This window comes from Flavobacterium anhuiense, from assembly GCF_001705175.1.
Taxonomy (GTDB): Bacteria; Bacteroidota; Bacteroidia; order Flavobacteriales; family Flavobacteriaceae; genus Flavobacterium; species Flavobacterium anhuiense.
In genome coordinates this window covers 3,979,000-3,999,426 of sequence record NZ_CP016907.1, presented here as the reverse complement: position 1 = coordinate 3,999,426, position 20,427 = coordinate 3,979,000, and the positions used below count along the sequence as shown (strand labels likewise).

Here is a 20,427-nt window from a genome sequence, read left to right as displayed (position 1 = left end):
AAAAATGAAACAAAAATGAATTGGTTATTATAAGTAGCAAAAACCAATGTTACTTTTAGTAAAAAGGAGAAGAATTTTACGCTCTTCTCCTTTCAAAATTAAATCGGGTTACACAATGCGTACCTATTCAAAACCCTTATTTTTAATATCCATCATTTTGAATTAAAGCTGGATTTAAAACCATAGCATTGGTTGGAATCGGGAATACACGACGATAAACATCTGTATTAGTTTTATAGCCCCATGATCCTTCATATTTTCCAAAACGGATCATATCGTTTCTATGCCAAGCTTCCCAAGCAAACTCACGGCTTCTTTCTTTGTAAAGCTCTTCTAAAGTAACACCGCTTACAGGTGCAGATGTTGTACGGTTAGAACGAACCATGTTTACCAATGCATCTGCGCTTTGACCTAAAGTTACAGCGCCTCCGCGAAGGATTGATTCTGCTTTCATTAACAGCACATCTGAATAGCGTAAGAAAGGAACATCATTCTTTTGGTTACGATTTGTTGAAGTGGCATCTGGGTAAAATTTAATATTTCTATACCCCATGTTCCAAGCAATTTCATCGTTTCCAAGATCAAATAAAGCTTCACTCTGACGAGGTATAATATTTGGCGTTAAATTTACTTGATAAGTGTATGAAGCACCTCCGTCAGATCCTGTGTAAAACTGGTCATATCCTTTTTTAGTTGTTGTAACCATTACTGGAGTCACGCCATCATTCATGTACTGAAGACCAGTCAACCACTGTTTGTTACGAATATCGTTAGGATCATTAAAATAAGCATAAAATTCAGGCAGTGTACTTCTAGGCGCACTTGGCGTAAAAGAAAGACCAAATTTAGCTCTCTCAGAACGTGGCACATCATAACGTGCGTGATACATTTGTCCGTTGTAGCCAACTGTAACTGCTGCTGGATCATAAGGAACTGCAAAAATAAACTCTTTCATTTGCGGCCCATTGGTCGGGTAAAACATCTGCAGGTAAGTTGCTCTTGGCTCAACAGCATATAATCCTGAATTAATTACCTCATCGCAAGCTGCAATACAATCTGTATAACGTGAGGTTCCTGCGTACACTTCAGCATTCAGATATAATTTAGCCAGCATTGCATTGGCAGTCTGTTTGTTTGGTCGTCCATAAGTGCTAACCCCAGATGCAGGATTCAAATTAGGAACGGCACTTTTTAATTCCTTTTCAATAAAATTAAAAACTTCTTTTCTTGGTGTTTTAGCATGGGCAGTAAAATCTCCATACAAAGTATCCAAAGGCACATCTCCATAACTATCCATTAACATGAAATAAGAAATAGCACGCATTGTTTTGATCTCTGAAATCAGAGTCTTTTTCTCTGTTCCCTCTGGCATTGTCTGTCTTAAAATTGAAATCGTCTGATTGCATGTTCCAATCACTTTAGATGTCCAATCCCAAAGACTTCCAATAATACCATTGTCAGCATTCCAGTCATGGTAATGCATGGCAATATAATTTCGGTTATCGAACCAGTTTCCTCCTCTTGCAGGCAAAATAGATTCATCTGTACTTAAAGATTGAGCCCACCACCAAGCAAAAGAAAATTCTCCTCTGAAAGCTACATAAACTGGACCCGTGGCCTGAACATATTGTGTTGAATTTTGAGGAAACACATCAGGTGTCAATTGAGTTGTAATAGGCACATCAAGGTCACTGCAAGACCATACTAAACCAGCCATAAGTACTGGGAGTCCTAAATATTTTAATATCTTTTTCATAATTTTTAGCATTTAATTTTTAGAAGGTCACATTTAAACCGAACAAATACGTTCTTGTTTTTGGATAGAAGTTATTTGAATCTACACCAGGAGCTGTTCCTCCTTGTTCTACTTCAGGATCAATTCCAGTATATTTAGTAATCACAAATACATTATTTACCGTGTGATAAAGGCGAAGACTGCTTATGAACCTGCCTACTTTACCAAAATTATATCCTAATGTCATGTTGTCCAATCTTATATAGCTTCCGTCTTCGATAAAACGATCTGAATATTTAAAAGAGTTTAAGTCATTTGGAGATTCATTTCCTGCATCAACCAAAATATTATTGGTCATTGCCGTGCTTGGTCTAAACAAATCGGCACGAGTTGCGTTGAAAATTTTATTTCCGAAAACTCCTCTGAAGAAAATACTTAAATCAAATTTTTTGTATTGAAAATTATTTGCCCATCCCATCAATAATTTTGGCTGTGCACTTCCTGCATAATGGTAATCTACCCCAATTTGCGGTGTAGTAGTCAAATCACCATTTTTGTCATAATACTGAGAAACCCCAGCTGCATTTTTTCCTGCATATTTCAAGGTAAAGAACTGTCCAAGAGGTTTTCCTTCTTTAAAAATTTGCAAAGTACTTCCTGTCTGTCCGCCTCCGTCTGGCTGTACACGACGGATAGAGTCACCTCCAACAAAAAACGGACTAGTTAATTTCACGATCTCATTTTTGTTATGAGCCAAGTTCAGGTTAGAATTCCAGCTGAAATTTGCTGTTTTAACTGGAGTTGTGCTTAAGCTAAGCTCAATACCTTTGTTAGACATTGTACCTCCGTTTGCTACAATTGTTCCTACTGGCACCAATACTGGATTAACATTATAGTTGAAGATCATATCTGTTGTCTTCTTGTCGTAAACATCAACAGAACCTGTTACTTTTCCTTTTGCAATAGAGAAATCAAGTCCAATATTTGCTGTCGCTGTTTTTTCCCATTTCAAATCAGGATTTGCTGCCTGGTTAGGTCCATAAGCCCCAATTTGCTGTCCGTTGTAATAAAAAGTTCCTAAACTTCCAGATATAAATTGGGCCGTATAAGCATTAAACCCAGAAGAATTTCCTGTTACCCCCCAGCTTGCACGCAGTTTCAAATCGCTAAAAATATTCTGGTTCTGCATAAAACTTTCTTTGTCCAATCTCCATGCACCTCCTACAGATGGAAAATATCCCCATTGATTATTTGCACCAAACATAGATCCACCGTCTCTTCTTAGAGATCCTTGCAAAAGATATTTATCTTTATAATTATAGTTTAAACGTCCGAAGTATGAGATTAAACGTGTTTTTTGATAGGCTTTGCTATCACCAAAATTTACTACATAACCATTAACTGAAGTGTAATTACTTAAAGCTAAGTTATTGTATCCAACATTGTCTACAGGAAAGTTTGTCGTTGTAGCCTGAAAACCATCTCCTAAAGTATTTTCCTGCCATGAGTACCCCAAAACAGCTTTTATTTTATGATCTCCAAATGTTTTATCCCATGTAAAGAAACTCTCTATAATATTATTTCTAGTTTCATAAGAATTTCTCAATGCAGAACCATTTACACCAAAGTTAACCAATGTTTTTGTCAAAGGTGGATCTGGATTGTTGTAAAAGTTCGCACTATTGTATTGAGAATAATAACTGTCATAAAACTCTCCGTGTGAAGCCGTTAATCTCTGATGTGCTAAATTCAAATTATACGTAATTCCAAAAGGAAGTTTTACTTCTGCAGTAAGATTCCCTACAAGGTTATCTGTTCTAGTTTCGTCAGTACCATGTTCAATTAAAGCTACAGGGTTAAAATATCCTGGGCTCACAAAATTTTCAAATAAACTTCCATCAGGATTTCTTACTGGAGACACAGGAAGATAACTTGCTGCTTGCAAAAGTACCGTATTACGTTGTGGTACATTTTGATATTTTGTATTTGAATTAGTAACATTCAAACCAAATTTAACTTTATCATCAAAAGCATATTGCTCAACAGACAAACGGGCAATAATACGAGAGAAATCACTTTTTAACATAACTCCTTCTTTATTAATCGAAGTGATGCTTGCAGTATAACTTCCGTGATCTCCTCCACCACTCATAGAAAGATTATGGCTGCTTGATTTGGCACGTCCAGGTCTTAAAATTTCTTTTTGCCAGTTTGTGTTGGCACCTTTGTCATTTTCTGGAGTAAAGTTTAGATTGTTTTTTGTTGTAAAATCTCTCAGCTGATCTGCATTCATCATATCCAGATTGTTTGAAACTTCTTCCCATCCAACATATCCATTGTATGCCACTTGCGTTCTACCTTTGCTTCCTTTTTTTGTTGTTACCATAATAACCCCATTTGCAGCACGGTTACCATAAATTGCCGTTGCAGCAGCATCTTTCAAAACGTCAATAGTAGCAATATCATCTGGAGAAATTACAGAAATGTCAACACCAGGAATACCGTCAATTACATAAAATGGCCCTTGAGAACTATTTAATGTTGAAGCTCCACGCAAAACCACAGAAGCCGTTTTTGTTGGATCGCCGCTTGAAGAAATATTCAAACCAGAAACTTTTCCTTGCAAAAGCTGTCCAACGTCGCTGATGGCTCCTCTGTTCAAATCTTCAGCCTTAACAGATGAAACTGCAGTGGTTAAGTTTTTACGAGATCCTTTACCGTAACCTACAACAACAACTTGCTCTAAGTTGGTTGTGGTAGACATCATTTTAATCGAATAGTTGGTTTTCGTTCCGTCTAATTTTACGGCTTGATCTTCAAAACCCATAAATGAAAACACAAGTGTTGCATTTTTGTTTGAAGCCGTAAATTTAAATTTTCCGTCAAAATCTGTTGTAACAGTATTAGTTGTACCTTTCTCAAGTACATTAACTGCTGGCATAGGAATACCTTTGTCATCCAATACAACACCGGACACTTCTGTTTTTTGTGCCCAAGTATTAATTGAGAAGCCAAAGAAAAAGGCTAATAATAATAGTTTAAGTTTTTCCATTGTAAATGTTGGTTATTTTAGTTAAAGTATTGACGAAATTAGTGCTAAAGAAATGTTAACAAATGGACAAGTTATTCATAAACATGGATAATTTCTATAAAGTCAATGATAGTAAGGCTTAGCGATGCTTTTTTTATACAATTATATAATGAAAAACTGACTAATAAATCGATTTCGGAAATTTTTCTTCTGCATACTGATGGTGTGGCTTTATGTTATGTTATTAATATTGGGTTAAAATATGTATATATACGAGTTATCATCACATAAGAATAAATTTATTTGCTTTCTGTCCAATTAATTTCCCAATTTTTAATTGATTCTCTTTCTTTATTTTCATCAAAAGAGGTATTGTCAACTGATGCCTTTTTTAAAGCTTGCAAAAACATTTTCCATCTTGGCCAGTAAAATCCTTTGTACATTCCTTTCCATGACCTTGAAGCATAGTCATTCAGATGGCCTTCTCCACCCCATAGGGTAATTAATGTTTTGGCATTTTTAACATACAATGAAGAAACTTCTGGTGAACTTCCGTAATCTGAGGCCGATTTCACCCATTGATCTAAATTATTTAAAGGCTGTCCAGACATCATCTTATCTGTTTCTAAAACTTGTTTTTCGATCTGTTTAAACAATTGATCTCCTTTTGCAATGTTTTTCTCCTGATACGCTTTTACGCATTCAATCAATTCTTCGTCAATAGAAAGTGAATTATAATGTCTCGAAACATCTATTAAATCGTATTGAATAAGATTCTTCTTATTGTATTTTTTAGCTTCTTTTTTCAAAATATCCAAAGCCTCTTTTAATTTGATTTTATCTCCCGGATTTCCTTTAAACTCCGTAATTTTCAGTGTAGGACGTTTGAATAATAGATATGCTCCAGCCCAGTCGTTCCACCAACGTGTTTCCCAATATTTAACATTATAAACCGATTTGAGCAATAAATCCCAAGCGTGAAAAACAGATTCTGAAGTCTGTCCATACCTTGCATTTAAATATTTAGCCATCCAATCATTTAAAGGCTGTTCTGCTTTAGTCCATGGCAGATCATATATATATTCGTAAACTATCGAATTATTGTTTAATCCTTCAGGCATTGCTCCGTAGCCTACAATATTTCCTCTATTTGGATTTTTAAGCAAGCTTGCCAATTCATCTTTATAAAAATTCAAATCTCCATAAACTGGGTTTGATCCTCCGTAATTATGTACATACCCGTATGTCCATTGTTTGCCATAAAAAGCTTCCTGATTTTCCCACACCTTATATCTATCGTTGGCGTAATCTTGAACCATCACTTTCTCATTTGGAACTTTGCTTAAAAATGCCTTCGTTGCTTCCTTAGTCCAAAATTCTTTGTTATCACCAAAAAGCCATCCCTGCATAACCCAAACAGCACCAGGAGCGGCTTCATCTATAGTTTCATAAACAGCGCTTCCATAATTGGAAAGTTCTTCATATTTATTGTGCTCAGAAACAGGAGGCTCGATTTCATTGAAGGAATCGGCTAAATAAAAATTAGACTTTCCATACATTTTGGTATAAATTTCAATAAAGCGCTTTCCAATTTGTTTGAATAATGGATCTTTGGAATCTAATAGAAAAGTACTCGCAAATCCACCGCCTGACCATGATTTAAGTTCTGTAATTTTAGCTTCGGGATGCTTTTCGGCGAAAGCCTTTGGCACATAACCGCTAAAAGCCGGTACGACAGGATGCATGTCCAACGCTTTCATTCTTTCTAAGATTTTCTTCTGAAGTGCTTCTTTTTTAACAAACCATTCTTGTGGCAATGGACCTTCCAAACTATTAATATTGCCCATACGCTGCCAAGGAAGATAAGCTGGTCCTGCAAAATGAGATTCTAACTGCGAGCTGGTTAAGCCATATTCTTTCCATAATTCCTGCCAAACCGCTTCTTGACCTTCCATTGCTGTCGGCAGATTGATTCCGTGCAATGCCATCCAATCAATTTCCTGTTCCCAACGTTTCCAGTCCCACCACGGAGTTGTATAGCCAAAAGTACAGGCATTCAGATATTCTCTGTACTGAAAAGGCGTTTCTCCTTTTTTTGAATATTTCGGCCATGTTTTAGGCAAATCAATTCTGTTTCCCTCCCAACTAATCAAAACTGCTCCTATGTCTCTTAAGAAATTGTATGCGGCATAACAGATTGCGGTATTAGTCGAACCTTTTATCTTGACCAAATTATTCTCTGTCTCAATTTCAAACCATTCCGAGTTACTTTTTTTGTTTTCATCAAGACTTAACTGAAATTCGTTGGCGCGACTTCCCACAAGTCTTTCAATAACTCCAAAAGCACTTTTTGTCTTTTCTTCATTTTGGCAATATCCTTTTACTGGACCAAAAAACAATAGCATAAAAGCTATGACAGCCAATTTTAGGGAACTGCTCTTTTTAATTTTAAAATTCTCGCTTTTCATATAAATCACATATTTATTAATTGTCTTAATCACTTGGCTTAACAAAACAAAGGAGATTAAATAACTATTAATCTCCCCTGCACAAACAAAACCTAACAAATTTTACTAACATTAGCAGTCTTACCAAAAAAACCATAACAACGAAGTAAGATCTGAACTGAAAATAAAATTATATATAATGCTATCCCATAAGATGGATTTATCGGTCAAAAGCATAGACATATTTAACAGTCTTTTTATTCGTTCAAATTGAAGGTTAGCTACTTTTGTAACTAATATAGATGCGTATGGAATACATAAAAATAAAACCCTGCAAGGAATTAGAGCCTTATATTCATTTTTTTTGGGAACTAAAAGGAAAACCATACGAAGCGCTGTGGGAACGGGTTTATCCAGACGGATGCAGTGGAATTATTATAAATTTAGGAAGCAACTGCTTGACAGATAACGGCTCTCTACATCTTGAATTCGGAAAAACTTACGCTGTTGGTGCTATGAATTCCTATAAAGATAGTTTAATTGATATGGATACTCATTTAGCAGGCGCGTGTCTAAAACCTGCCGCTTTTGCTAATTTCTATAGCTACGACCCGCAAAATATATTGATTAATAATACTGTTGAATTTGAAAAATCTAATTCATTTCATGCTGATAAGATATTTGAAAAACCATTCGATTATTTTAACCGCTTCTATTTTGATAGAATAAACAACAAAAACATTCCTCTGCAATCTGTTATTAGGGATATAGATTTAACAAACGGACAAATCAGCATTTACGAATTAGCTAAAAAGAATTGCACAACGGTGAGACAGTTGGAGCGTAATTTTAAAAAATACATTGGACTCTCTCCAAAAGAATATTCAAATATTATTCGTTTTCAAAATGCTTTAAATATTATCCAAAAAACAAATCAACATCGAAGCCTTTCAGATATTGCATTTGAATGCGGCTATTATGACCATTCGCATCTTAGTAATGAAATTAAGCGAAATACTGGATTTTGGCCTTCATCATTATAATTTGTCGCATTTTTACAAAGTGTAATCGGTGGCGCAAAAGTACATTTGACAGAACATTAAAACTTAATAAAAAATGCGAAAAATATCACTTTTCATCGCTATGAGCTTAGATGGCTACATAGCAAAGCCAAACGACGATCTGAGTTTTTTGAAACTGGTAGAAAAAGACGGAGAAGATTATGGATATGCTGAATTTACTGCTAATGTAGATACCATAATTATTGGCAGAAAAACTTATGATTATGTTCTAAAGGAAATCGGTGCATCTCATTACGACAACGGCCAAAGAGATGTTTATGTCATCACTCGAACTGAAAGGCCACAAATAGGGAGGACAATTTTTTATACAGGAAACATAGCCGAACTGGTCGAGAAGCTAAAATCTGAAAAAGGAAAAAATATTTATTGTGATGGCGGCGCTGAAGTAATAAATGAACTGCTGAAAAATAGTTTAATCGATGAATTCATAATTTCAATTATCCCTGTTTTATTGGGTAATGGAACCAAACTTTTTAAAGACGGCAGACCTGAGCAAATACTTGAATTTGTTTCGGCAAAAACATTTGAAACTGGATTGGTGCAGCTGTATTACAAAAAGAAATAGAATATTATTTTTCAGAATTATTTAAAAAATGATTTCGCGGCAAAACAATTCCATTCCACACAATAACATGCATTTTGCAAAACGAACTTCCCTTTGGCAGAATCTATTATATCAGGGTCACTATATTTCTCGCCATTTCCTGCGCACTAATTCCGTTGTGCATCAAACTATTCAGTCTAAGAGCATAAAACACTAGAGGCAGCACAAATTTACGCTGCCTCTAGTATAGTTTGAATTTAATTTTAAACTAAAATGAATTATGATTTTTTCAATCCTTTGTTTTAAATATTAAGTGACGGCTTTCCTGAAGCAATCGTATATGCTTCTTTAAGCGCTTCTGAATAGGTTGGATGAGCATAACTGATAGAAGCCATGTCTCCCGCGGTCACTTCGTACTCTAACCCTACAACGGCTTGTGCGATAAGATCTGCTGCTCTAGCTCCTATAATGTGCACACCCAATAATTCGCCATATTTTGGATCAGAAATCACCTTAACAAAACCCTCCTGCTCCATACCTGCTCTGGCCCTAGCGTTAACTGCAAAAGGAAACTTGCCTATTTGATAAGCAACTCCATCTCTTTTTAATTCCTCTTCCGTGGCCCCTACAGAAGCAACCTCTGGCCAAGTATATACCACGGAAGGAATACGGTTATAATGAATGTGCGGTTTTTGACCATTTATCCTTTCCACCGCAAATACAGCTTCTTCCTCGGCTTTATGAGCCAACATGGCTCCACCAATAACATCACCAATAGCGTAAATATTAGGTACTGCTGTTTGGAGAAGTTCATTTACCTTGATAGTGCCATTGGCATTTAATGTTACATTGGTATTCTCCAGCCCCAAAGCAGTTACATTGGGTTTTCTACCTACTGCAACTAACACATAATCTACCGTTAGCTCATTTTGTTCGTCTTGTTTATTTTTGAAATACACTTTAGCTTTTTCACCCAGATTTTCTGTTTTGTAAACCGCTTGTCCCAATTTAATTTCAACACCTTCCTTACTTAAAATTTTAGCCAAAGCACTTCCGAGTTCCTGATCCATATTAGGAATAAGGTTATCAGCATACTCTAAAATGGTAACTTTTGTTCCTATTCTATTAAAGATCGATGCCATTTCAACACCAATTACGCCACCACCAATGATAGCAATATGTTCAGGTTTCTCTTTCATATCCAAAGCTTCAGTAGAAGTAATTACCCTTTTTTTATCTATGATGACACCAGGAATCGTAGCTGGTTTAGATCCTGTAGCAATAATATATTTCTTTGATTTTAAAAAAGTTTCTGTCTGATCGGCATGTGAGACTTTAATTTGTTCATCGCTGACAAAAGAAGCTATACCATGAAGTACGCTTATTTTATTCTTTTTCATCAGAAATTCTAGGCCTTGTGTGTTCTTCTGCACCACCTCGCTTTTGCGTCTGTAAAGCTGCTCAAAGTTTAGCTGGATATCTGAAAATTCTATTCCATGTGCTCTAAAACTCTTCGCTGCATCTGCATAATGATGCGTGCTATCCAGGAGTGCTTTCGTAGGAATGCATCCCACATTGGTACAAGTACCGCCCAAACTGTTATATTTTTCTATTAAAACTGTTTTGTAACCAAGCTGTGCGCTTCTAATTGCGGCTACATATCCGCCAGGACCTGATCCTATAACGGCAATATCAAATTCTTCCATTTTATTATTGTTTATTATTTTATAATTCAAAATAAACCAATCGGTCTTTTTTATAGTAAAAAAAAATTATGCTCTTAACTGCATAATCATTTTTTCCAAAAACGACATTGCTACCTTGAGCTCGGTCATTCTATTATTCACTTTTGCCTGCATAAACGCCCCTTCGATTATCGAAATCATAATCACAGCCAATTCATTTGGATCTGTTTCTTCTTTTATTTCCTTTTCTTCAATACCTCGTTTTACCTGATTCACAATAGCAGTTTTCCAAAGATCAAGTGCCTTTTGCGCGCGTTCCTTAAGTTGCGGATGTGTATCATCTGCTTCTGTAGCTGTATTGAGTATCGGGCATCCCGACTGTAAAAACGAATATTTATAGTAGTTTTTATACATTTCTGGATAAACCAACAGTCCTTCAACTGAATCGCCTGTTGCTAGGATGCGTTCTTTCACATGCTGGGTAATCTTAGCAAAATTATAATCAAAGACTTTCAGAGCAATTTCATCCTTATTTTCAAAATTACCATAAATACAGCCTTTCGAAAGACCCGTTACGTTCATCAAATCATTGATGGAAGTACCTGCATAGCCTTTTGTATTAAAAACCGATGCCGTTTTTTCTATAATTAACTGCTTAGTATTTTCTGACTTGGATGTCTTTATTTTCATGGCCCTTTTTTTACTATGACAAAATTACAATAAAAAAAGAACAATCGGTCTTTTTTATAAAAAATATACTGCTTCGCTTCTTGATTGTAAGCTTTTATTTTTTGATGCGAAGAAATGTCAATCAATAACATCTTAATAGATAAAAAAACTTAAGTTTTAAAGCTCCTAAAGCATTTAAACTTTTTTCGTTAATAAGTATAAAATAAAAATCAATAGACTCTCTTATCTTTAAAAATCACACATTATTAACCAAACTTATTTTTCTATTTTCCGCTACTTAATAAATTGGATGATAAAACCACCTTTTGGAGCCAAGCTATATTTCCATTTTGAACTTACAGCATGCGATTCTATTTTAAAATCCATTAAAGGATCTTTTCCTTCAGAAATAATTCTGAATTTTGAAAAACCTTTGCCGTATTTTTTTAAATCAATTGTTATGATTTGATTTGCATTAGTTCCATTAATACCCACGATATAAGAAAGATTATCTTTCTGGCGTGACAATACTAATGCTTTGCCCGGCTCTCCAATAATGCATTCTGTTTTATCCCATGTTGCTGGCATTTCTTTCAGTAAATTCTTCAACTCATTCGGGAGTGAATTAAAAACCTCTTCTGAATCGGCAAAATGAATTATTCCTGAAGTATAAATCATGGCCATAGCCAATTCATGCGTCGCTGTATTTAAACGAGTATACTTTCTAAAAGTCAAAGCAAATGGCGTATAATCTGCTGGTCCTGCAACGTTTCTTGTAAAAGGCAATACAGTGTTTTGCTCCGCCGCTTTTTCAGGAAATCTTGGCTCATAAAAATAACTTTCAGTTCCTAAAATAGCCTCAGCCGTTACAAAATTAGGCCATGTTCTATGCCAGCCCCTTGGTACAGTTGTACCGTGCAGGTTTACCAAAAGATGTTCTTTGGCTGCATCTTCAAAAACCGACTGCAGCGTTCCCATAACTTCCTGTCTGTCTGAACACCAAAAATCTATTTTAACTCCTTTTACGCCCATTTCTGCCAGCTCCTTAAATCTCTTCTTCCTTTTATCAGCCTCAAAATATTCAGCCGAATAACCCCAAACCAGTGGCTGAACTCCTTTCGACAAAGCATCGTCAATAATTTTTCCTTCTCTGTTGGCTTTTTCCCATCCAGCGTCAAAAAGCGTGTATCTAAATCCAAATGATGCCGAAACATCTGTAAACTTTTTATACATTTCTGGCGTAAAATCTTCAGGATGTGACCACCACGACCAAGCCGCTTTTCCTGGAACAATCCATGAAGTCTCTTCAATTTTAGAAGCTGGAGCCAAATCGGTAATCATGGTAGACAATAATATATCTCCTGCTTTATCTCCAATCATAATTACTCTCCAAGGCATTGTCCAAGGCAAGTTTGATTCAGGATATGCAATTCCTTTATCAGCTAAAGGCAGTGTGAATTTTTCATCATTTTTAGCAAAAGCGATTCTGTAAATTCCATCTTTAGAATCTGAATCTAAATGACAGCCCGGAAATGAACCATCAGTTCCTGATTCTGCAATTAAAATCCAATTTTGAGTATTATTTACATTAAAAAGCGCCGGCATGCACCAGCCAACTGATTCACCTCTGGCACCATTTATAGGATCTCCAGGCTTTACATTAATATAAAAATCCTCATAACCTGGTGTATAATCTCCTGCTTTGTTATAAGGCTGCAACCATCCCTTTACATTCTGAGCTATATGAAAACCTGTCAATTCATTTTTAAGTATTCTAGTTTGCTTTTCCTGCTCTGGAAACTTATATCTAAAAGCAACACCTTCTTGGCCCGCAATTAAATCTATTGTCATTAAAGCGTCTTTGCTGTTTTTGAATGTAATGCTTTTGCTTTTAAAAACATGATCTATCACTTTGTTGTTCGCTACTTTAAGTTCGTATTGCTCACGCTTTTCTTCAATAGCTGAAACTTTTGCAACAGACAAGCCTGATGAAAAATCCTGATTTTCAAAAACAAGTCCAAGAGGCGAATCTTCGATTATTGTTTTATCTTTACGGGAAACCTTGTACGATAATTTTCCGTCTTTGGTCAGAGACAAATTGATTTCATTAAGATTATCTTTTGATTTTAAAGAAAGTTCTTCGTTTTGTGCAACACAGCTCGTTAGCACAAAAAATACCACAGGTGTCAGCACACTTAAAGATCGGTTAAGAAAGATTTTTTTCATTTTATAATTATTAGAGGTGATAGTTCCTTTTGTTATTTTATTACATCAAAAGCATACATAATAGTTTCGTTATAAACTTGTCCGGATTGGAATATCGTATTCGGAAAATGCTGGTGATTTGGACTGTCGGGATAAAACTGGCACTCTAAGCAGAGTCCGTCAAATGAACTGTATAATTTATTATGTTCTCCAACAATATCACAGTTTAAATAATCTCCTGTATACAGTTGTACTCCAGGATAAGAGGTGTAAACACGCATTATTCTTCCCGATTTTTCATCATACAATTCGCAGACAGCATTTTCATTTTTAGTTTTTCTATCAAAAATATAATAGAGATTAAGTCCGTTGTTTTGCATCACGTCTTTTAATTCATCTCTCAAAAACAAATATTCGTCGGCGAGCAAAATTTTTCCAGTTGGAATATAATCAACAGTACTTTCCAGAATTTTTGATCCTTGAATGGTTAACTGATGATGATGTATTTTTTCTTTACAAGCTGTCAAATTAAAATAAGAATGATTGGTAAAATTTAACGGAGTTGGTTGATCGACTTCTGCCAGAAAATCAATTTTAAGTTCGTTTTGATCTGTCCATTTATAGACGACTATTGTTTTCAAATTCCCAGGAAAACCACCCTCTCCATCTTTACTTTCAAGAGAAAAAATTACGGCATCTTCTTCTACAATACAATCAAATACTTTGTTATTAAATCCAGCCGAACCACTATGATTATTATTTTTACCATCGTTTTTATCGAGATAATAGATTTTATTTTTGATAGAAAATGCCGCATTATGAATTCTATTTGCAAAACGGCCAACAGTCGCTCCTATATAAGATTGATCTTTTACATAACCTTCTAAAGTTGGAAATCCTAAAACCACATTTTCTTTGTTCTCCACTTTATCTGGCACTACTATGGATTTTACTATGGCACCATAATTAATAAGTTCGACATAGTTGCCATGACTATTTGTGATCTGAAATTTGAAAATCTCTTTCTCATCATGCCAGCCAAAAGACTCACAAACAATGTTATTTGTAGCATTCATAAAGTTTTACAAAAAGGTTAGAATTTGAAGTGTTAGTATAGAATTTCAAATTTAGTTTTGATTATGGTTCTCAAAATGGACATTTTTTGTGAAAGCATGGATTAAATTACGATATTTGAAAAACACAATCTGGATCATGAAAAATGCAGCACAAAAAGAAAAAACAAAAGTCAAAGAAGGTTTTCTAGGACAGCGAATGATTGTAATTCCAAAGAATATACTTTCGATCATTAAAAAGAATCCGCTTATAGCTGGTTTATATTTTACGGATATTGGTGTTTTCCCTAATGCAAGTCATCATTCCATGAAACGAAAACATGGGAGCAAGCAATACATTTTAATTTATTGTTACAAAGGAGAAGGCATCATAAGCAAAGAAAATAAAACCATAACCTTAAAAGCCAATACCTTTTATATTATACCTCCTGAAGTTGCACATGATTATTATGCTTTAAAACAAAATCCGTGGAGTATTTACTGGATCCATTTTACGGGAGTGCAAGCTCCTTTTTTCTATGATAAATTCATTGCCGAACATCCTGACACTGCACCTCAACTATCGCTTGAAGAAAGACGCATTGAACTTTTTGAAAACATATTAGACGTTATGGAAGACGGCTATAGCGCCAGTAATCTCGAATTTGCCAATCTTTCTTTATGGCAGTTACTAAATACCTTTTTGTATGAAAAATTCTTCATTCAAAAGAACCGAAAATTTTCAGAGGATAATACTATTGAATCGGCTATTGACTATATGAAAAAACATCTCGATATTTCCTTAAAAATTAATGATGTTGCCGCTTATTTTAATTATTCTCCTTCTCATTTTTTTACACTATTTAAGAAGCAGACTGGTTACTCTCCTATACATTATTTCAATTATTTAAAAATGCAGAAAGCCTGCCAATATCTGAGCTTTACCACTATGAGCATAAAAGAAATCAGTTTTAATTTAGGGTTTAATGATCCTTTATATTTCTCTCGTTTGTTCAAAAAAATCATGAGTACTTCACCAATACAATATCGAACCGAATACAAGCAGTAACGCAATTGTTTTCGTATTTAATCATTCAATAGTAAAAAATCAGATTATAATCCATCTATTCAAAAAAAATATCCATAAATCAAAGGTTCCTATTCCGCTAATTTTACAAAAGCTATAAAACCTTTTTATGAAAAACTATAATTATACCTTTTTACTATCAATCAGTCTTGTTGCGGCATTGGGAGGATTACTCTTTGGTTACGACTGGGTTGTAATCGGCGGCGCAAAACCATTTTACGAACTTTATTTTGGCATTACAAATTCTCCAGCTATGCAAGGCTGGGCAATGAGCAGTGCCCTTGTAGGATGCGTCGCAGGAGCAGCCGTTGCAGGAAAATTAGCCGACAGTTACGGAAGACGTCCTATACTAATCGTTGCTGCCATATTATTCTCCTTATGTGCTCTTGGAACAGGAGCATCTGAAACCTTTACCGTGTTTATTATCTGGCGAATTATCGGCGGAGTCGGAATTGGAATCGCTTCTACCATTTCTCCTTTATACATTGCAGAAATTGCCCCTCAAGAAACCCGAGGATTATTTGTTTCTATCAATCAGTTAACCGTTGTGATTGGAATTCTTGCTGCACAGATTACCAATATGTTAATTACTGATGTTATTCCGCCAGATTATTCACATGAACAGATTTTAGCTTCTTGGAACGGTCAAACAGGCTGGAGATGGATGCTTTGGGCAGGATTTTTTCCCGCGGTTCTTTTTTTTATATTAATGTTTTTAATACCTGAAAGCCCTCGCTATCTTGCAAAAAAAGGGAACCATGATAAAGCAGAGAATACTTTAACTAAAATTGGAGGTTTGGCCTACGCCAAAGAAGAGATTGCCACAATTAAAGAAACTTTTACAGAAGAAACTGAAAAAACCGATTTCAAAATGTTGCTTGATAAAAGAGCACTACCCATTCTGCTAATCGGAATTGTATTGGCCTCTTTCCAGCAATGGTGCGGTATCAATATCATTTTTAATTATGCTCAGGAAATCTTTGTTTCGGCTGGTTATAGCATTAATGATTTGTTTATGAATATCGTAATTACAGGAAGTATCAATCTTGTTTTTACATTGGTTGCCATGGGAACTGTAGACAAAATTGGACGTAAAAAACTAATGCTTTTTGGTTCGGCTGGACTTGCCATAATTTACGCCTTACTCGGTTATTTTTATTATACCAATGTTACCGGTCTCCCTTTATTATTACTGGTATTATTAGCAATTGCTATTTACGCCATGTCTCTTGCTCCTATTACCTGGGTTATTTTATCTGAAATTTTTCCTAACCGCATCAGAGGTGTTGCGATGTCTGTTGCCACATTTGCACTCTGGATAGCATCTGCACTTTTGGTACAAACGTTTCCAATCTTCAACGAATACTTAGGCACATCTGGAACTTTCTGGATTTATGGAATTATCTGTGCTTTAGGATTCTTGTTTGTACTCAAAAAACTTCCTGAAACCAAAAACAAAAGTCTCGAAGAGATTGAAAAACTGATGGTTTCTGATAAAGAATCAAAGAATATTCAATAATTTAAATTTCATTACATCATGCAAAAAGTAAATGTTTGGAAGGAAAAAATAATCCTGCCAACTTATGAGGTGGGCAAACCTGAAAAAAATCCTGTATTTATTGAAAAAAGAGTGTATCAGGGAAGTAACGGATCTGTATATCCTTATCCGGTTATTGAAAAAATCGCTGACGAAAAAACCAATAAAGAATATCAAGCCGTTTATCTTGAAAATGAGTTTGTTAAAATAATGATTTTACCAGAACTAGGCGGACGCGTTCATATGGCTTATGATAAAACCAAAGAACGTCATTTTGTGTATTACAATCAGGTTGTAAAACCTGCATTGGTCGGACTTACAGGTCCTTGGATTTCTGGTGGAATTGAGTTTAACTGGCCACAGCACCATAGACCAACCACTTTTGACCCTGTTGATTTTACTATAGAAGAACACGAAGACGGGAGCGCTACAATTTGGTGCAGCGAAGTAGAACGTATGTTTAGAACTAAAGGTATGGCCGGATTTCGATTGTATCCAGATAAAGCTTATTTGGAAATTAGAGCCCAATTATACAACAGAACCTCATTTCCACAGACTTTTTTATGGTGGGCCAATCCTGCAGTTAAAGTAAACGACGATTATCAGTCGGTTTTTCCTCCAGATGTAAATGCTGTTTTTGATCATGGAAAGCGCGACGTTTCGTCTTTCCCAATTGCAAAAGGAACGTATTATAAAGTCGATTATTCGCCTGGAACAGATATTTCTCGTTATAAAAATATTCCGGTTCCGACATCTTATATGGCCATTGCATCCAAATATAATTTTGTGGGAGGTTACGAAAATGATTCAAAAGGCGGATTGCTTCATGTTGCCAATCATCATGTTTCTCCAGGGAAAAAACAATGGACTTGGGGACACGGCGACTTCGGTCGTGCTTGGGATCGTAATCTTACTGATGAAGATGGCCCTTATATCGAATTGATGTGCGGGGTTTATACCGACAATCAGCCTGATTTTACTTGGATTATGCCAGGAGAACAAAAAGAATTCACGCAATATTTTATGCCCTATCGTGATTTAGGAGTTGTAAAAAATGCCACTAAAAACGCGATGGTTAATCTGGAAAGCATCGATAACAAATTAGTAATTAAAGCTTACACAACAGGAGTTTATCCAAAAACAACCGTCACTTTAAAAAACAATGATATTGTTTTGTTACAAAAACAATACGATGCTTCTCCCAAAAATTCATTTGAAGAAACTATCGATTTTGAGCACAATGCCTCTTTAGAAGGTTTATCGATTTCTGTGACCGATGCAGATGATAAAGTTTTAGTTGACTGGATTTATGAAGGACAAAATGAAGATGAAATTCCAGAAGCCGCAAAACCTGCACTTGCTCCAGAAGACATCGAGAATAACGAACAATTGTTCCTAACAGCACAGCATTTGGAGCAATACAGACACGCTACTTACAGTCCGATTCCGTATTACGAAGAAGCCTTAAAACGTGATTCTGGCGATATTCGTTCTAATAATGCTATGGGATTATGGCTCATGCGAAGAGCAAAATTTACTGAAGCCGAACCCTATTTTAGAGCAGCCATAAAAACATTGACGCAGCGAAACCCAAATCCGTACGATGGTGAAGCTTACTTCAATTTGGGATTGTGTCTTAAATATCAAAACAAAAACAAAGAAGCTTACGATGCTTTTTACAAATCAACTTGGAATGCAGCTTGGCAAAATCAAGGTTATTTTTATGTGGCACAGCTCGATGCGTTAAATGGTGATTTTGAACTGGCTTTGGAACACATTCAAAAAGCTATTTCTAAAAATACCGAAGATCATAAAGCACTTCATTTGCAGGTAGCATTTCTTAGAAAATTAAATCAAAAAGAAAAAGCACTTCAACTTGCAGACCAATATTTACAGAACGACTTGTTTAATTTCGGATTGCTATATGAAAAGTATATTTTAAGTACCGATAAAAAAGATCTGGCGTATCTAAATGCATTAATCCGAGATAACATTCATACTTATATTGAATATGCTTTAGATTACAGCGCAACCGGTTTATATGAAGAAGCTGCATCATTATTAAATGAAGGTTTGAAAGATGAAAACACTTATCCAATGGCATGGTATTTTGCAGGTTCATTTTATGAAAAATTAAATGATTTCGGTCAAGCCGAAAAATGTTTCCAAATGGCTTCTCAGGCAAAACCAGATTACTGTTTTCCAAACCAGATTGAAGCGGCTTTAGTTCTTTCAGAAGTTATCAAGAAACAGACGAATGACGCAAAAGCTTTGTATTATTTAGGAAACTTTTGGTATGCTTCAAAATTCTATGATGATGCTATTTCCTGCTGGGAAAAATCGGTTGCTATAGACGATACGTTTCCAACTGTTCACCGTAACTTATCATTGGCTTATTACAATAAATTAAATGATGAGCAAAAAGCGCTTTCAAGTTTAGAAAAAGCATTTTCTCTGGATACGGAAGATTCCAGAATTTTAATGGAATTAGACCAATTGTACAAACGTTTGAACAGAGATTTGGTTTTCAGACTGGCTTTCTTAGAAAAACATTTAGAGTTGGTTATTCAAAGAGATGATGTGTATTTAGAAAGAGTGGCTTTGTACAATCTTTTAGGCAAACATAATAAAGCTTTAACTTTATTGCAAAACAGAAAATTCCATCCTTGGGAAGGTGGTGAAGGAAAAGTAAGCGGTCAATACCTGATTTCTTTGACCGAAATTGCTAAACAGAATATTACTGAAGGGAATTATGATAAAGCCATAGAACTTTTGGAACAGGCTCAAATTTATCCAGAAAATTTAGGTGAAGGAAAACTGCCAGGCGCACAAGAAAACGATATTCATTATTGGCTTGGAGTTGCTTTCGAAAAGAAAAATAATTTAGAAGAAGCGAATAACTGGTGGCATAAAGCAACTCAAGGATTAGAAGAACCAACAGCAGCGATTTTTTATAATGACCAACAACCAGATAAAATTTTCTATCAGGGATTGGCTTTCTTAAAATTAAACAATATTCCAGAAGCCAATAAACGTTTCGAGAAGTTTGTTGCTTATGCAGAAAAACATGTAAACGATCATGTTACGATTGATTATTTTGCAGTTTCGCTTCCGGATCTTATGATTTGGGAAGATGACTTGGACAAGCGAAATAAAATTCACTGTCTGTACATGAAAGGATTAGGTCTTTTAGGTCTTGATAAAAAAGTAGAAGCTGAGGAAACTTTTAACAGTGTTCTTTCTGAAGAGAAAAGCCATTCAGGAGTTACGATACATTTATCGTTATTAAAAAACGAAGAATCGGTTTCGGTTTAAGTTAGTAACTATTTTTAACAGCAGACCCGACAGGTTTT

Annotated in this window: 12 protein-coding genes; 5 read left to right on the top strand and 7 right to left on the bottom strand. The window is 35.3% G+C overall.

Annotated elements, in window-relative coordinates:
* Window positions 1-142 precede the first annotated feature (142 nt).
* The 3 genes from BB050_RS16905 to BB050_RS16895 all read right to left on the bottom strand — a co-directional run bounded on the left by BB050_RS16905 (window position 143) and on the right by BB050_RS16895 (window position 7,234).
* The gene (locus BB050_RS16905) at window positions 143-1,756 is read right to left on the bottom strand and encodes a RagB/SusD family nutrient uptake outer membrane protein (RefSeq protein ID WP_066035212.1); all 1,614 of its coding nucleotides are present in this window, start codon (window positions 1,754-1,756) and stop codon (window positions 143-145) included.
* Window positions 1,757-1,775: 19 nt separating this feature from the next.
* On the bottom strand, window positions 1,776-4,787 hold the full coding sequence (locus tag BB050_RS16900) for a SusC/RagA family TonB-linked outer membrane protein (protein WP_066034395.1): 3,012 nt from the start codon (window positions 4,785-4,787) through the stop codon (window positions 1,776-1,778).
* Window positions 4,788-5,065: 278 nt separating this feature from the next.
* A complete protein-coding gene (locus tag BB050_RS16895; RefSeq protein ID WP_066035211.1) occupies window positions 5,066-7,234 on the bottom strand; it encodes an alpha-N-acetylglucosaminidase in 2,169 nt (722 codons plus the stop codon).
* Window positions 7,235-7,521: 287 nt separating this feature from the next.
* Here BB050_RS16895 and BB050_RS16890 point away from each other — a divergent pair, with 287 nt between their 5' ends.
* Window positions 7,522-8,256, top strand: a complete 735-nt coding sequence (locus BB050_RS16890; RefSeq protein WP_066034394.1) for a helix-turn-helix transcriptional regulator — start codon at window positions 7,522-7,524, stop codon at window positions 8,254-8,256.
* Between the two features lie 73 nt (window positions 8,257-8,329).
* Window positions 8,330-8,860: a dihydrofolate reductase family protein gene (locus BB050_RS16885; protein ID WP_066034393.1), complete on the top strand. Its 531-nt coding sequence runs from the start codon at window positions 8,330-8,332 to the stop codon at window positions 8,858-8,860.
* A gap of 281 nt (window positions 8,861-9,141) precedes the next feature.
* Here the strand turns inward: BB050_RS16885 and lpdA are convergent, their stop codons facing one another.
* From lpdA to BB050_RS16865, 4 genes are all read right to left on the bottom strand, one after another.
* On the bottom strand, window positions 9,142-10,545 hold the full coding sequence (lpdA, locus tag BB050_RS16880) for a dihydrolipoyl dehydrogenase (protein WP_066034392.1): 1,404 nt from the start codon (window positions 10,543-10,545) through the stop codon (window positions 9,142-9,144).
* A 66-nt stretch (window positions 10,546-10,611) separates the two neighbouring features.
* The gene (locus BB050_RS16875; protein ID WP_066034391.1) at window positions 10,612-11,214 is read right to left on the bottom strand and encodes a TetR/AcrR family transcriptional regulator; all 603 of its coding nucleotides are present in this window, start codon (window positions 11,212-11,214) and stop codon (window positions 10,612-10,614) included.
* A 273-nt stretch (window positions 11,215-11,487) separates the two neighbouring features.
* On the bottom strand, window positions 11,488-13,419 hold the full coding sequence (locus BB050_RS16870; RefSeq protein ID WP_066034390.1) for a glycoside hydrolase family 97 protein: 1,932 nt from the start codon (window positions 13,417-13,419) through the stop codon (window positions 11,488-11,490).
* Between the two features lie 32 nt (window positions 13,420-13,451).
* A complete protein-coding gene (locus BB050_RS16865; protein ID WP_066034389.1) occupies window positions 13,452-14,474 on the bottom strand; it encodes an aldose epimerase family protein in 1,023 nt (340 codons plus the stop codon).
* Between the two features lie 115 nt (window positions 14,475-14,589).
* On the opposite strand from BB050_RS16865, the gene BB050_RS16860 reads away from it, so the two are divergent.
* From BB050_RS16860 to BB050_RS16850, 3 genes are all read left to right on the top strand, one after another.
* Complete coding sequence (locus tag BB050_RS16860) at window positions 14,590-15,519, top strand: AraC family transcriptional regulator (RefSeq protein ID WP_236940352.1); 930 nt, start codon at window positions 14,590-14,592, stop codon at window positions 15,517-15,519.
* 127 nt (window positions 15,520-15,646) lie between these two features.
* On the top strand, window positions 15,647-17,056 hold the full coding sequence (locus tag BB050_RS16855; RefSeq protein WP_066034387.1) for a sugar porter family MFS transporter: 1,410 nt from the start codon (window positions 15,647-15,649) through the stop codon (window positions 17,054-17,056).
* An 18-nt stretch (window positions 17,057-17,074) separates the two neighbouring features.
* Entirely contained in the window at window positions 17,075-20,389 is a 3,315-nt protein-coding gene (locus BB050_RS16850) for a DUF5107 domain-containing protein (RefSeq protein ID WP_066034386.1), read from the top strand.
* Window positions 20,390-20,427: the final 38 nt, after the last annotated feature.